Origin of the sequence: Saccharothrix sp. CB00851 (assembly GCF_001905065.1) — a bacterium.
Lineage (GTDB): Bacteria > Actinomycetota > Actinomycetes > Mycobacteriales > Pseudonocardiaceae > Actinosynnema.
The window spans coordinates 123030-138581 of the sequence record NZ_LWLC01000017.1 but is presented as its reverse complement, the minus strand read 5'-3'; the positions used below and the strand labels follow the sequence as shown (position 1 = coordinate 138581).

General features: G+C 71.1%; 9 protein-coding genes and 1 pseudogene. 2 read left to right on the top strand and 8 right to left on the bottom strand.

The window, feature by feature from the left end; genetic code table 11:
* Positions 1-67: 67 nt before the first annotated feature.
* The 4 genes from glgB to A6A25_RS18590 form a co-directional block, all read right to left on the bottom strand.
* Positions 68-2365, bottom strand: coding sequence for a 1,4-alpha-glucan branching protein GlgB (glgB, locus tag A6A25_RS18605; RefSeq protein WP_241828777.1), 2298 nt, complete (start codon positions 2363-2365; stop codon positions 68-70).
* Complete coding sequence (locus A6A25_RS18600; protein ID WP_073891805.1) at positions 2362-3702, bottom strand: maltokinase N-terminal cap-like domain-containing protein; 1341 nt, start codon at positions 3700-3702, stop codon at positions 2362-2364. Before A6A25_RS18600 ends, glgB begins: the two co-directional genes overlap by 4 nt.
* A gap of 5 nt (positions 3703-3707) precedes the next feature.
* Positions 3708-5519: a maltose alpha-D-glucosyltransferase gene (gene treS, locus A6A25_RS18595; RefSeq protein ID WP_073891773.1), complete on the bottom strand. Its 1812-nt coding sequence runs from the start codon at positions 5517-5519 to the stop codon at positions 3708-3710.
* A gap of 125 nt (positions 5520-5644) precedes the next feature.
* Positions 5645-7621, bottom strand: coding sequence for an alpha-1,4-glucan--maltose-1-phosphate maltosyltransferase (locus A6A25_RS18590; protein WP_073891771.1), 1977 nt, complete (start codon positions 7619-7621; stop codon positions 5645-5647).
* A 397-nt stretch (positions 7622-8018) separates the two neighbouring features.
* Between A6A25_RS18590 and glgP the strand changes: the two genes are divergently transcribed.
* On the top strand, positions 8019-10580 hold the full coding sequence (gene glgP, locus A6A25_RS18585; RefSeq protein ID WP_073891769.1) for an alpha-glucan family phosphorylase: 2562 nt from the start codon (positions 8019-8021) through the stop codon (positions 10578-10580).
* Between the two features lie 145 nt (positions 10581-10725).
* Entirely contained in the window at positions 10726-11232 is a 507-nt protein-coding gene (locus A6A25_RS18580) for a hypothetical protein (protein ID WP_073891767.1), read from the top strand.
* A gap of 6 nt (positions 11233-11238) precedes the next feature.
* On the opposite strand, the gene A6A25_RS18575 is transcribed toward A6A25_RS18580, so the two are convergent.
* The 4 genes and pseudogenes from A6A25_RS18575 to glgX all read right to left on the bottom strand — a co-directional run bounded on the left by A6A25_RS18575 (position 11239) and on the right by glgX (position 15485).
* Complete coding sequence (locus A6A25_RS18575; protein ID WP_241828776.1) at positions 11239-12408, bottom strand: hypothetical protein; 1170 nt, start codon at positions 12406-12408, stop codon at positions 11239-11241.
* A 135-nt stretch (positions 12409-12543) separates the two neighbouring features.
* Positions 12544-12930, bottom strand: coding sequence for a rhodanese-like domain-containing protein (locus A6A25_RS18570; RefSeq protein WP_073891802.1), 387 nt, complete (start codon positions 12928-12930; stop codon positions 12544-12546).
* A pseudogene (locus tag A6A25_RS42275) lies at positions 12927-13383 on the bottom strand (cysteine dioxygenase); the annotation flags it as partial. The gene A6A25_RS18570 and the pseudogene A6A25_RS42275, both read right to left, overlap by 4 nt.
* Entirely contained in the window at positions 13377-15485 is a 2109-nt protein-coding gene (gene glgX / locus A6A25_RS18560; RefSeq protein ID WP_198932759.1) for a glycogen debranching protein GlgX, read from the bottom strand. The pseudogene A6A25_RS42275 and the gene glgX, both read right to left, overlap by 7 nt.
* Positions 15486-15552: the final 67 nt, after the last annotated feature.

Here is a 15552-nt window from a genome sequence, read left to right as displayed (position 1 = left end):
CGACCAGCACAAACGGGTTAAAACGCCAGCGTCCGGCGAGGACGCTTTTTCTCTTTTACCTTCCTGGTCAGGTGTTATCCAACGCGGTCCGGTTCGGCGTGGTATCGGTGACGTCGATGGTGTCGGTGACGTCGGCGGCCTCGACGACACGGGTCGGGTCGGCGGCGGCCTCCACGGTGTCGGCGCTGGTGACGGTGGTGGTGACCATCGGGGTTTCCGGTGCCAGCCAGAGGACGCCCGCCGGAGGCAGTTGCAGCACGGCCGAAGCCGGGCGGCCGTGCCACGGGTGCTCCTCGGCCTCCACCACGCCGAGGTTGCCGACACCGGACCCGCCGTAGACCTCCGAGTCCGTGTTCACCACCTCGCGCCACCGCCCCGCCACCGGCAGACCCACCCGGTAGTCGTGGTGCGGCATGCCGGCGAAGTTGGCCACGCACGCGAGCACCGAGCCGTCCTCACCGATCCGCAGGAAGCTCAGCACGTTGCCCGCCGAGTCGTTCGCGTCGATCCACGAGAACCCCTCGGGCCGGTTGTCCGCGCTGTACAAAGCGGGCGAGGAGCGGTAGACGCGGTTCAGGTCGCCGATCAGCCGGTGCAGGCCGCTGTGCAACGGCGACTCCAGCAGGTGCCAGTCCAGCGACCGGCTCTCCGACCACTCCTCCCGCTGCCCGAACTCACCGCCCATGAACAGCAGCTGCTTGCCCGGGTGCGCCCACATGAACGCCAGCAGCGACCGCAGCCCCGCGGCCTTGTTCCAGCCGTCGCCGGGCATCCGCTGCCACAGCGACCCCTTGCCGTGCACGACCTCGTCGTGCGACAGCGGCAGCACGAAGTTCTCGCTCCACGCGTACACCAGCGAGAACGTGATCTCGTTGTGGTGGAACGACCGGTGCACGGGCTCGCGCGACAGGTAGTGCAGCGTGTCGTGCATCCAGCCCATGTTCCACTTGAACCCGAACCCGAGGCCGCCCAGGTGCGTCGGCCGCGACACGCCGGGCCACGCCGTCGACTCCTCCGCCACCATCACCACACCGGGGTGGCGCTTGTAGACGGTCGCGTTCAGCTCCTGCAGGAACCGCACCGCGTCCAGGTTCTCCCGCCCGCCGTACTGGTTGGGCAGCCACTGCCCTTCCTGCCGCGAGTAGTCCAGGTACAGCATCGAGGCCACCGCGTCGACCCGCAGGCCGTCGATGTGGAACTCCTCGATCCAGTACAGCGCGTTGGCGACCAGGAAGTTGCGCACCTCGTTGCGCCCGAAGTCGAACACCAGCGTGCCCCAGTCGGGGTGCTCACCGCGGCGCGGGTCCTCGTGCTCGTACAGCGCGCTGCCGTCGAACCGGGCCAACGCCCACGAGTCCTTCGGGAAGTGCGCCGGCACCCAGTCCATGATCACGCCGACGCCGCGCTGGTGCAGCACGTCCACGAAGTGCCGGAAGTCGTCCGGCGAGCCGAACCGCGACGTCGGCGCGTAGTACGACGTCACCTGGTAGCCCCACGACCCGCCGAACGGGTGCTCGGCCACCGGCATCAGCTCCACGTGCGTGAACCCGGCGCCGACCACGTAGTCCGCCAGCTCGTCGGCCAGCTCCCGGTACCCCAACCCGGGTTTCCACGAGCCCAGGTGCGCCTCGTACACGCTCATCGGCGCGTTGATCCACTGCGTCGCGTCCCGCTTGGCCTGCCACTCCGCGTCACCCCACTCGTGCGCGGACCGGGTGACGACCGACGCCGTCGCGGGCGGTGTCTCGGTCGCGAACGCCATCGGGTCGGCCTTCTCGTGCCACCCGCCGTCCCGGCCGAGGATGCGGAACTTGTACCGGGTGCCCTCCGGGATGCCGGGGATGAAGATTTCCCACACCCCGGACGAGCCGAGCGACCGCATCGGGTTCGCCCGCCCGTCCCAGCCGTCGAAGTCGCCGCACACCCGCACACCGCGCGCGGTCGGCGCCCACACCGCGAACGAGACGCCCGAGACGGTGCCGTTGGGCGTGTCGTAGGTGCGCACCCGCGCGCCCAGCACGTCCCACAGCCGTTCGTGCCGACCCTCGCCGATCAGGTGCAGGTCCAGCTCGCCGACGGTCGGCAGCCACCGGTACGGGTCGTCCACCTCGACGAGGTCGTCGCCGTACTCGACCTCCAGGTGGTAGTCGCCTGCCGGGTGCTCGGGCAGCTCGCCCTCGAACAACCCGTCGGTGACCCGGTCCAGCTCGAAGCGCTTGTCACCCGCGATCACGGCCACCGCGGTCGCCCCCGGCCGCAGCGCCCGCGCGACCACGCCCTCGGGGACGTGGTGCACGCCGAGCACCGAGTGCGGGTCGTGGTGCGCCCCGGCCAGCAGCCGGTCGACGTCCTCGGGCGAGATCATGACTGCACCGCTCCCTCTCCAGTGATCCGCGCGATCGACGACAACGGGACCGTCAACCACTCCGGCCTGTTGGCGTGCTCGTACGCGACCTCGTACACGGCCTTGTCCAGCTCGAACGCCCGCAGCAGGTAGCCCCGCTTGCGCGGGTCGCCGATCGACTCCGACGCCGCCTCCGCGTAGCCCTCGGTGAACGCCGCGCGGTTGCGCCGCGCCCACTCCAGCGCCCGCACGGTCAGCTGGTTGTCCTCCGGCTGGCCGACCAACAGCTGGTGCGCCGCGTAGTCGAAGGATCGCAGCATCCCCGCCACGTCGCGCAACGGCGAGCGCAGCTCGGTCCGCTCGGCGATCGGCGAACCGGGCTCGCCCTCGAAGTCGATCAGCAGCCACCCCTGCACGGTCCGCAGCACCTGGCCGAGGTGCAGGTCGCCGTGGATGTGCTGCACGGCCACCGCGTCCGGGGTGTCCCTGGCCTGCTCGAACGCCTCCCGCAACGCGGGCACGTACGGCCGCAGCTCGGGCACCGCGGCGGCCACCTCGTCCAGCCGCGACACCATCGCCCGCACGGTCCGCTCGATGTCCTCGGCGTCCGCGTGCTGCGTGCCGAGCGCGCGCTCCAGGTCCGCGTGCACGGTGGCCACGGCCTGCCCGAGCCGCTGCGCCTCGCCCGCGAAGTCGCCGCCCACCTCGTCGGCGTGCAGGTCGGCCTCGGCCATCAGGTCCCGCACGCTCGTGGTGGCCATCGCCCAGCCGTCCACCGCGTCAGGCATGAACTGCTGCAGCATGCCGACGGTGGTGGTCTGGCCGTCGAGCCGACCCGTGATCGACCCGAGCGGCTGGGCGATGTGCTCGCACCCGACCTGGCGCAACGCCCGGTGCAGCACCAGGTCCGGGTTGTCGCCGTAGGTCAGCTTGCGGAACAGCTTGAGGATGTACTGGCTGCCGAACACGATCGAGGTGTTGGACTGCTCGGACGTGATCGGCCTGCCGCGCAGCCCGGTCTGCAGCTCCACGTCCGGCTCGTGCGCGAACCGCAGGCCCTCGACCTCGGCGCCCTCGGCGATCAGGTCGAGCAGCGCGCCGGTCAGCTCCGGCACGTGCGTCGCGTCGTAGTTGTCCACGTGGTCGGTGACCAGCAGCTGGTACGGCTCGCGCCGGTCCGGCTGCTCGACCTCCACCACCAGGTGCACCAGCACGGGCTCCTCGGCCCGCAGGACCGCCGTCCGCAGCGGGCGGATCGAGGTGACCGGGCGGTCCTTCCCGCCGAACCACCGCTGCGCGGGCAGCCACTCGGGCAGCTCGGCCATCACCTTGTCGACCAGGTCGTGCGGTTCGGTCACGTCCATCACCTCGGCTCGCTGTCGTCGCCGGCTTCCACGAGCTGGAACCAGTAGAAGCCGTGACCGGGCAGGGTCAGCAGGTAGGGCAGGTCACCCACGGTCGGGAACACCACCCCGCCGGTCAGCTCCACGGGCCTGCTGCCGTGGTGCTCCGACAGGTCCAGCTCGACCGGCTGCGGGAAGCGCGACAGGTTGTTCACGCACAGCACCACGTCCTCGTGGCCGTCGGGCCGCAGCCACCGCCGCCGGTAGGCCAGCACGCTCGGGTTGGAGCCGCCCAGGTCGGTGAAGTCGCCCTCGGCGAACGCGTGGTGCTGCTTGCGCACCTCGATCATCCGCCGCGTCCAGTGCAGCAGGGACGACTGGTTGTTCAGCTGCGCCTCGACGTTGAGCCCCTGGTAGCCGTACACCGGGTCCATGATCACCGGCAGGTAGATCCGGCCGGGGTCGCAGCTGGAGAACCCCGCGTTGCGGTCCGGGGTCCACTGCATCGGCGTGCGCACCGCGTCGCGGTCGCCCAGCCAGATGTTGTCGCCCATGCCGATCTCGTCGCCGTAGTAGAGGACCGGCGAGCCGGGCAGCGACAGCAGCATCGCGGTGAACAGCTCCTGCTGGTTGCGGTCGTTCTCCAGCAGCGGCGCCAGACGTCGTCTGATGCCGATGTTCGCCTTCATCCGCGGGTCCTTGGCGTACTCCGCGTACATGTAGTCGCGCTCTTCGTCGGTGACCATCTCCAGCGTCAACTCGTCGTGGTTGCGCAGGAAGATGCCCCACTGGCAGCCGTCCGGGATCTGCGGCGTCTGCGCCAGGATCTCCGAGATCGGGAACCGCGACTCCCGCCGCACGGCCATGAAGATGCGCGGCATCAGCGGGAAGTGGAACGCCATGTGGCACTCGTCGCCGCCGACCTCGGGGTTGCCGAAGTACTCGACCACGTCCGACGGCCACTGGTTGGCCTCCGCGAGCAGCACCCGTCCCGGGTACTCGTCGTCCACGACCTTGCGGCAGCGCTTGAGGAAGTCGTGCGTGCGCGGCAGGTTCTCGCAGTTCGTGCCCTCCGCCTCGAACAGGTACGGCACGGCGTCGAGCCGGAACCCGTCGATGCCCAGGTCGAGCCAGAACCGCAGCGTGTCCAGCATGGCTTCCTGGACGTGGGGGTTCTCGAAGTTCAGGTCGGGTTGGTGGGAGAAGAACCGGTGCCAGTAGAACTGGCCGCGCACCGGGTCGTAGGTCCAGTTGGACGACTCGGTGTCCACGAAGATGATCCGCGCGTCCGCGTAGCGCTGGTCGTCGTCGCTCCACACGTAGTAGTCGCCGTAGGGGCCGTCCGGGTCGATCCGCGACTGCTGGAACCACGGGTGCGCGTCGCTGGTGTGGTTGAGCACCAAGTCGGTGATCACCCGGATGCCGCGCCGGTGCGCCTCGTCCAGCAGGTACACGAAGTCCTCGACCGAACCGAACTCCGGCAGCACCGCGCGGAAGTCGGAGATGTCGTAGCCGCCGTCGCGCAGCGGCGAGGCGTAGAACGGCGGCAGCCACAGGCAGTCGACGCCGAGCCATTCCAGGTAGTCCAGCCGGGACGCCAGGCCCCGCAGGTCACCGGTGCCGTCGCCGTTCGAGTCGCTGAACGCGCGCACGAGCACCTCGTAGAACACCGCGCCCTTGAACCAGTCACGCTCGCGCGGCACGAGCTTGGCCGACCGGAAGTCCTCGGCCTGCGGTTCGACCAGCAGGCCGTCGGCGCCGATGGCCTCGCCGGTGTGCGGCACGTTCTCCAGGCCTACCAGCGCGGCGTCGGGTCGGGCCTCTTCTTGCATGTGTGCTCCACCTCGTCCCACCTCATTGGGGGTGCGTTCGGTCGCCCCTCGTGCTCTTCGGCGGGCACGGGGGCTGGGTAAAGGGGACCGGGCTGAGTTGTTCGCGCTAGCTGCTGAACCGCGCCCTAGGAGAATCTGCGCTGGACGCCCACGATGTGCGCCGCGGCGCGCCAGGGTTCCAGGCGGACGTAGTTGGCCTGACCCCAGTCCCAGGTCTCCCCGGAGACCTCGTCGTGCGCGATCAGCCGCTCGTGCCAGTCGACGCCGAGCGCGGGCAGGTCCAGCCAGACGGTGCCGTCCTGCGCGTTGTGCGGATCCAGGTTGACCACGACGACGACCGTGTCGCCGGTGCCCGGGTCCTGCTTGGAGTAGGCGATCAACGCCAGGTTGTCGATGTGGTGGAACCGGAGTGTTCGCATCTGCTGCAGCGCCGGGTGCGCCCGGCGGATCGCGTTCAGCTTGCGCAACCACGGTTCCAGCGACCGTCCCTCGGCCACCGCCGCCGCGTAGTCGCGGGGGCGGAGCTGGTACTTCTCCGAGTTCAGGTACTCCTCGCTGCCCGGACGCACGGCCTCGTGCTCGAACAGCTCGTAGCCCGAGTACACGCCCCAGGTCGGCGCCATCGTCGCCGCCAGCGCCGCGCGCAGCGCGAACATGCCCGGACCGCCGTGCTGCAGCGATTCGTGCAGGATGTCGGGGGTGTTCACGAACAGGTTGGGCCGCGCTTCGTCCCAGTGCTCGACCAGTTCGGTGCCGAACTCGGTCAGCTCCTCCTTGGTCGTGCGCCAGGTGAAGTAGGTGTAGCTCTGCGTGAAGCCGAGCTTGGCCAAGCCGTACAGGCGGGCCGGTCGGGTGAACGCCTCGGACAGGAACAGCACGTCCGGGTAGCGGTCCTTGACCGCCCAGATCAGCCACGCCCAGAAGTCCGGCGGCTTGGTGTGCGGGTTGTCGACCCGGAAGATCCGCACACCGTGGTCCACCCAGTGCAGCACGACGCGCAGCACCTCGTTGTAGATGCCCTGCGGGTCGTTGTCGAAGTTGACCGGGTAGATGTCCTGGTACTTCTTCGGCGGGTTCTCCGCGTAGGCGATCGAGCCGTCCGGCCGGGTGGTGAACCACTCGGGGCTCTTCAGCACCCACGGGTGGTCGGGGGCGCACTGGATCGCGAGGTCCAGCGCCACCTCGAGGTTCAGCTCGCGGGCACGGGCCACGAACGCGTCGAAGTCCTCGATCGTGCCCAGCTCGGGGTGGATCGCGTCGTGCCCGCCCTCGTCCGCGCCGATGGCCCACGTCGAGCCCGGGTCGTCCTCGGTGGCGGTGAGCGTGTTGTTCGGGCCCTTGCGGTTCACTCGCCCGATCGGGTGGATCGGGGGCAGGTAGGCGACGTCGAAGCCCATGGCCGCGATGCGGTCCAGCTCCTTGGCCGCGGTGACGAACGTGCCGTGCACCGGGACGCCCGCCTCGTCCACGCCGCCCGTGCTGCGGGGGAAGAACTCGTACCAGGACCCGAACGCCGCCCGCTTGCGGTCGACCCACACCTTCTGCGGCTTGCCCTTGGTGATCAGCTCCCGCACCGGGTGGTCGTGCATGATCCGCCGGACGTCGCTCGCGAGGGCGGGTGCGACGCGCTCGGCGAGGGGGCGGTGCTCGTCGCGCAGCGCGGTGGCCGCGTTGACCAGCAGCGGTTTGTCCTTGCGCCGGTCCGGGCGGCGGCTGACCCGGTCGAGCAGCAGCGCGCCGGTTTCCAGGTCGTTGGCCAGGTCGTCGGCGCTCTGGCCGGCGGCGATCTTGACCTCGACGGCGTGCTGCCAGGTGCTCCAGGGGTCGCTCCAGGCGTCCACGCGGAACGTCCAGGCGCCCTCGGCGTCCGGCACGACCGTGGCGGCCCAGCGGTCCAGGCCCACGCCCTGCGGCACCATCCGGGTTTGTCTGGCGACCCGGTCGTTCGGCCCCCGCCACACCACCGTGGCGGCCACGGCGTCGTGGCCCTCGCGCCACACCGTGGCCTCGACCGGGACGTGTTCGCCCACCACGGCCTTCGCCGGGTAGCGACCGCCGCTCACGGTCGGGGAGACCTCGTCGATTCCGAGTCGTCCGCTCATCGGCAGCGCCCCTCTCACCTGGTGTGACGCTTGCGCGTGCAAGTCTGCCCGCAGCGATCGGACCAGCCGTCACCGGGACCCGTACCTGCTGTTCCTACCCCTTCTGGTTGGATTGCACACTTGGCGGTGGTGTCCGTCTCGCGATGGAAGAGCAGATTCCCAGGTCGTGATCAGCTCTCGAGTCGAGCCACGCCGGACCGATCGGGCGAATCTTGATCACACGGTCGTGTTCATGATCGCCGCCGTCGTCACGCAGCGGCAGCCGCGTTGCCGTTTGCGCGCTGTGGTTGAAATAACTTGCGGCGCGCCGTTTCCGCTGGTGAGGCTGGATCGGTCCCTGCATCGGTTCGGGTGACCGTTGTCCCGCACCGCTGGATGGGGGATAAGGTCCGACGCCATGCGAGCACTTCGCCGGTTCACCGTCCGAGCCAGTCTGCCCGAGCCGCTGGCGGCCCTGGGCACCCTCGCCACGAACCTGCGCTGGACGTGGCACCAGCCCACCCAGGACCTGTTCGCGTCGGTCGACCCCGAGTCGTGGGCCGAGAGCGGCGACCCGTTGCGGCTGCTGTCCGTGGTCGCGCCCGAACGCCTCGAAGCGCTCTCCCGTGACGAGCAGTTCCTCGCGCACGCCCGCGCGCTGGCCGACGACCTGCACCGCTACACCACCGGACCCCGCTGGTTCCAGCGCCGCCAGGACGAGATCGCGCAGCGCCGCGACCACGACGCGCACCCACTGCCGAACGCGATCGCCTACTTCTCGATGGAGTTCGGCGTCACCGAGGCGCTGCCGAACTACTCCGGCGGCCTCGGCGTGCTGGCGGGCGACCACCTCAAGGCGGCCTCCGACCTGGGCGTGCCGCTGATCGCGGTCGGCCTGCTCTACCGGTCCGGCTACTTCCGCCAGGCCCTGTCCCTGGACGGCTGGCAGATCGAGCACTACCCGGTCCTCGACCCGCGCGGCCTGCCGCTGGAGCTGCTCACCGAGCCGTCCGGCGCGCCGATCCTGGTCCACGTCGCCATGCCCGGCGACCGGGTCCTGCGGGCCAAGGTGTGGAAGGCGCAGGTCGGCCGCATCCCGCTGCTGCTGCTCGACTCCGACGTGGAGGAGAACGACGAGGACCTGCGCGGCGTCACCGACCGCCTCTACGGCGGCGACCAGGACCACCGCATCCGGCAGGAGATCCTGGCCGGCATCGGCGGCGTCCGCGCCGTGCGCACGTACTGCGACCTGACCGGCCACCCCGCGCCCGAGGTGTTCCACACCAACGAGGGCCACGCGGGCTTCCTCGGCCTGGAACGCATCCGCGAACTGGTCACCGGCGAGGGCCTGGACTTCGACCAGGCGCTGGCGGCGGTCCGCGCGGGCACGGTGTTCACCACGCACACGCCGGTCCCGGCGGGTATCGACCGGTTCCCCGTCGACCTGGTGCAGCACTACTTCGGCGCCGAGACGCTGCTGCCGGGCGTGAACACCCAGCGCATCCTGGCGCTGGGCGCGGAGGACAACCCCGGCCTGTTCAACATGGCGCACATGGGCCTGCGGCTCGCGCAGCGCGCCAACGGCGTCTCCAAGCTGCACGGCACCGTCAGCCGGGACATGTTCCGCGCCCTGTGGCCCGGCTTCGACGCCTCGGAGGTGCCGATCGGCTCGGTCACCAACGGCGTGCACGGCCCGACGTGGGCGGCGACCGAGATGAGCAGGCTCGTCGGCGACGCGGAGGACTCCGGCGTCGGCCCGCACGGGTTCGAGCCGGTCACGGACCAGCGGCTGTGGGAGCTGCGCAACGACCTGCGCGCCAAGCTCGTCGACGAGGTCCGCCGCCGCACCCGCCAGTCGTGGCTGCAGCGCGGCGCGTCGGCGCTGGAGCTGGGCTGGACCGACTCGGTGTTCGACCCGGATGTGCTGACGGTGGGCTTCGCCCGCCGCGTGCCGACCTACAAGCGGCTCACGCTGATGCTGCGTGACGCGGACCGGCTGCGCGCCCTGCTGCTGCACCCCGAACGGCCGGTGCAGCTGGTCGTGGCGGGCAAGTCGCACCCCGCCGACGACGGCGGCAAGGCGTTGATCCAGCAGATCGTGCGGTTCGCCGACGACGCGGGCGTGCGGCACCGGATCGTGTTCCTGCCCGACTACGACATGTCCATGGCCCGGTACCTGTACTGGGGCTGCGACGTGTGGCTGAACAACCCGATGCGCCCGCTGGAGGCGTGCGGCACGTCCGGCATGAAGTCGGCGCTCAACGGCGGGCTGAACCTGTCGATCCGCGACGGCTGGTGGGACGAGCTGTACGACGGCAGCAACGGCTGGGCCATCCCGACCGCGGACGGCGTCACCGACCCGACCCGGCGCGACGACCTGGAGGCCGCCGCGCTGTACGACCTGCTCGGCAGCCAGGTCGCGCCGCTGTTCTACGACCGCGGTGAGGACGGCGTGCCGACCCGGTGGCTGGCCATGGTTCGGCACACGCTGGCGTCGCTCGGCCCGGCGGTGCAGGCGTCGCGGATGGTGCGCGAGTACGTGGAGAAGCTGTACGCGCCCGCCGCGTCGTCGGCCTCCTCGGTGGTCGGCGAGGGTTTCCGTGGCGCGAAGGAGCTGGCCGCGTACCGGCAGCGGCTGCGGGCGTCGTGGACGCGGGTGCGGGTGCTGGACTCGGAGATGTCGCTGAACGGGTCGGCCACGCCGCAGCTCGGCGCGCCGGTGGGCGTGCGGGCGCGGGTCGAGCTGGCCGGGCTGGAACCATCCGAAGTGGACGTTCAGGTGGCGCTGGGCCGGGTCGGCGACTCCGACGAGCTGTACGACGTGGTCACGCACGGGATGCGTTACGCGGGCAACGGCAACTACGAGATCGAGGTGCCGCTGCCGCACGCGGGCGCGGTCGGCTACACGGTGCGCGTGCTGCCGCGGCACGACCTGCTCGCGTCACCCGCGGAACTCGGTCGGGTCGTGCTGGCGAGCTGACATCGCTCGACCGGATGACCGTCGGCGTGACCGGCGGTCATCCGGTTCGGCGCTTTTTCACGCTTCCGCCCGGGGGTTTCTTCGGTCGGGTGAACTCGGCTTGTTCGCCGAGAGGTGTCGGTGTGTTCGTGCCTACGCTTGCGGCGTGAGGAAATTCGCGACGATCGGCACGGTGCTCGCCGTGGTGCTCGCGGTGGCCGTCATCCCGGCCGCGTCGGCGCCACGGCACTCGGCGGAACCTCCCGCCGCGTGCGCGGGACTGGTGACCCAGCTCGCGGACACGCTGAAGAAGGCCATCGAGCCGTTGGCCGCGAACCCGCCCGCGCCGGACAAGGTCGCCGCGCCGCTGGGTGACGTGCTCCGGTTGCTGGTGGCGATGACGGCGGCGAAGTGCCTGCCCACGCCGCCGACGACCGCACCGGCCGAGGTCCGGGCGCAGGGGCCGGAGCTGTGCCTGTCCCAGTCCATGGCGGTGTTCGCCGGGCTGTTCAGCGTGCTGAGCAAGGTCGTGCCCGGTGCCGTGGCGCCGGATCCGGGGAAGCTGCGCGGTGAGGTGCAGGCGTGGTTGAAGACGGTGGCCGACGCGGTGCAGACGTGCGGCCTGCCGGTGCCGCCCGACGGGATGCCGACCTTGCCGAATCCGCCGGCCTAGTTCGGTTCAGGAGATGTTGAGCCGGGCCGTGGTTTCCGCGACCCGGGGCATCCAGCCGGCGAGTTGTTGTGCCTCGACCAGGGTCTCGCGTGCCGCCGCGTTGTCACCCGCAGCCATCTGCGCGCGGGCGATCGTGGCGAGGGCGTCGGCGCGGGCCAGTCCGGTCTCGCTGGTGGCCTTGGCCTGCCTGGCGAGGGCGAGGGCGGCGGCGTGGTCGTCCTCGATCAGGGCGAGTTGTGCCAACGTGCCCGTGCAGCGGTAGCGCGGGTAGCCGAGGCTCATCGCGCCGTCGGCGGCTCGTCTCGCGGCGGGCACGCCGACGTCCGCGGGCAGTTGGCCGCCCTCGACGGCGTTGGCGGTGGAGCTGGCCATCGCCGCCAGGACGAACGCCATGTCGCGAGGTTCCAGGTCGGTGCGGCCCACCAGGCGGCTGACCGCGTGCAACGCCTCGCCGTACTTGGCGCGCAAGGTCAGCACGGAGGCGTGCGCGCCGATCGCGACCAGCAGCGTGGGGTGGCGTTCGACCAGTTCGTCGGCGATCGCCTCGGCCCGGTCGAGGTCGCCGACCGCAAGGGCGTCGGTCACCTGGTTGACCAGCGGTGTTGCCTCGTACTCCGCGGTCGTGCGGGCCGACGCGCGGGGCAGGCCGAACAGGAACCAGCCGGGTGAGGTGGTGCCCGCGCCGCGCCGCGGCCACAGGCCGTTGACCAGCACCGCCGTGCCCGCGACGGCGAAACCGCGCAGGAACGGCTGGTCGGTGTCCGACCAGACCAGCGCGCCGAGCCAGACCACCGCCACGACGGCCGAGGACAGCACCGCCGCCGTGAGGCCGGTGAACCACAGGCGATGGCGGACCGGCGCCTTGATCGACGTGAGGCCGACCGACATCAGCAGCGGGACCGTCCGCCACACCACCCGCCGCTGCGGCCGCGTCCACGTGCCGATCTCACCGCCGACACCGATCTCGACCAGTGACACCCGCACCCGGAACACCAGCGCGCCGACCAGCAACCCGAGCTGCAGCACCGCGTGCAACGCCCACGCCCCGACCGCGGCCCCGCCGAACGTCGCGACACCCGGCCGCCAGACCACGAGGACGACCAGGACCAGCCCGGTCAGCACTTTCCACACGACCAGGAGACGCGACCGCCGCGCCCGCGGTTCCCGAACGTTCAACTCGGGGGTCCTGAACGTAGGACACGGCCGTTCCGAACGTAGGACACGCGCGGGCTCAACGTACGACTCTCGCGCGTGTCCTACGTTCGGAACGCGTGTGTCCTACGTTCAGGTGCGGTGAGTTGAACGTTCGGGTCAGGTGACGGCTTGGGTGGCGCCCTGGCGGACGGGGAGGCCGGCGGCGGCGTAGGCGCGGAAGCCGCCGACCAGGTCGGTGGCGCGGGACAGGCCCACGCGTTGCAGGTCGCGGGCGGCCAGGCTGGAGGCGTAGCCCTCGTTGCACAGCACGACCACGGTGGTGTCGGCGGTGAAGCCGGGGATCCGGTGCTCGCCGCCCGGGTCCAGCCGCCACTCCAGCACGATCCGCTCCACCGGGATCGAGCCGGGCACCTCGCCCTCCGCCGCACGGTCGTGGTGCGGTCGGATGTCGACCACCAGCACGTCCGGCAACCCGGCCGGCTCCTCCGGCGACACCCGGCTCAACGACCGGCGCGCCTCCTCCAGCAACTCCTCGGCACTCACGGGCCCTCCTGGTCGGCCAGAACGCGCAGCTGCTCCAACGGCAGCCGCCGGGCGGGCAACGGCTGGATCTCGTGCGGGATGTCGGCGACGCTGCGGTACTCCCGGGTCGGCACCAGCGGCGGGGAGTGGGCGTGCACGCTCGCCGCGCCCACGGCACCCCCGGTTCACCACCTGGTGCGCACGCCCGGCGCCGAACCCCAGCGCGCTGTCCACGGGCCGCGAAGCACTGCGGATCGGCCCGCCGGGGTGGCGGTAGTCCTCCGCCAGCTCGCCGGTGAGCACGGTGAGCACGGTGAGCGAGCCCGCCGCGCCGCCGTGGTCGTGCGGCTCGGTGCCCTGACCGGGCAGCCGGCTCAGCAGCCACAGCTCGACGCCCTCGGTCAGCCCGAGCCGCGCCCACCAGCGCCGCTCCGGGTCGAACCGGAGGATCTCCGGCAACGGGGTGGTCAGTTCGGCACGCGCAGCAGCAACAGCGAGCGGCCCTCCAGCACGACGGTCGCTCCTGCCGCCAGGCTGCCCTCCAGCGCGGGCGTGCCGTCGGCGGTGGTCGAGTCGATCGTCGGCTCGTAACGCCCGCCGTACTCGGGCCCCGGCAGGGTGACCTCGATCGGGTCCGCACCCGCCTGCACGAGCAGCAGCCACGAGTCGTCCGACACCAGTTCGCCGTCACGGGAGCGCGAGAGGCTGTTCGACCCGTCGATCCACATGCCCAGGAACCGGCGGCCCTCGTCGAACCAGTCGGTCTCGGCCATCTCCTCGCCGTCCGGCCGGAACCACACCAGGTCGGGCGCGCCGGAGGCGGTGGTGCGGCCGTCGAAGAACTGCGGCTGCCGCAACGCCGGTGACGCCCAGCGCACCGCGATCACCCGCCGGGCGAACGCCAGCATCGCCTCACCCTCGCCGGCGAGCTTCCAGTCGACCCACGACGTCTCGTCGTCCAGGCAGTACGCGTTGTTGTTGCCGCCCTGCGTGCGCCACTGCTCGTCACCGGCGGTGAGCATCGGCGTGCCGGTGGACAGCATCAACGTGGCGAACAGGTTGCGCGCCTGCCGTGCTCGCAGCGCCAGCACCTCGGGGTCGTCGGTCTCGCCCTCGACACCGCAGTTCCACGACCGGTTGTCGTTGGTGCCGTCACGGTTGTCCTCGCCGTTGGCCAGGTTGTGCTTCTCGTTGTACGACACGAGGTCGCGCAGCGTGAACCCGTCGTGCGCGGTGATGAAGTTGACCGACTGCCACGGTCGCCGCAGGTCGTCGGCGTACAGGTCGGACGAGCCGGACAGCCGGTAGGCCAGGTCGCGCACGCTGGTCATGCCGCGCCAGAAGTCGCGCACGGTGTCGCGGTACCGGCCGTTCCACTCGGCCCACTGCACCCCGAAGTCACCCACCCGGTAGCCGTCACCGGTCGCGTCCCACGGCTCCGCGATCAGCTTGCACCGCGACAGCACGGGGTCCTGCGTGATCGCGGTGAGCATCGCCGACGCCCGGTCGAACCGCCCGCCGCCCGGCCTGCCCAGGGTGGACGCGAGGTCGAACCGGAACCCGTCCACGCCCATCTCGGTGGCCCAGTACCGCAGCGAGTCGGTCACCAGCCGGACGAACTGCGGCGACCCGGCCTCGGTGGTGTTGCCGCAGCCGGTGATGTCGAGCGTGCCGCCGCCGTCGATGTGCAGGTAGTAGCCGGGTGCGTCGAAGCCCCGGTAGGACAGCGTGGGACCCTCCGGCCCGCCCTCGCACGTGTGGTTGAACACCACGTCGATGATCACTTCGATCTCGGCGTTGTGCAGGGCGGCCACCATCGTGCGGAACTCCTCCACCTCGCGGCCCGGCTCGCTGGCGTAGGCGGGGTGCGGCGCGAAGTAGCTCAGCGGCGAGTAGCCCCAGTAGTTGTGCCTGCCGCCGCGGATCAACGACGGCTCGTCCACGAACGCGTGCACGGGCAGCAGCTCCACCGACGTCACGCCGAGCCGCGTCAGGTGCTCCAGCACGGCCGGGTGCGCCAGCCCCAGGTAGGTGCCGCGCTGGTGCTCGGGCACGGCCGGGTGCTGCTTGGTGAACCCGCGCACGTGCAGCTCGTAGATCACCGCCTCCTCGAACGGCACCTCCGGCTTCACGCCCGTGTCCGGCCCGCCGGGCGAGGTGACCACGGACAGCGGCACGCTGCCCAGCGAGTCGACCGCGGACGGCCCGCCGAGCATCGGGTCGCCCACGTAGCCCAGCGCCGCGTCCAGGGCGGAAAGGGTGCCCGTGATCCGCGTCGCATACGGGTCGACCAACAGCTTCGCCGGGTTGCACCGCAGGCCCCGGGACGGGTCGTATGGGCCGTGCACGCGGTAGCCGTAGCGCTGACCGGGCGTGACGCCGGAGATCAACCCGTGCCACACGCCGAACGTGCGCTCGGTCAGCTCGACCCGTTCCTCGGTGCCGTCTTCGCTGATCAGGCACACTTCCACCGCGTGCGCGGGTGGTGCCGAGACCGCGAAGCGCACACCTCCGGCCTCGGGGTGCGCCCCGAGGGGGAACGGTCGGCCCGCGAGCAGGATCGAGTCGGCAGCCATACGCCCGATCTTTCCAGCAGACACGACCGCTGTGGGCATGAGCGCGCTGAGGTTCACCGACCCCACC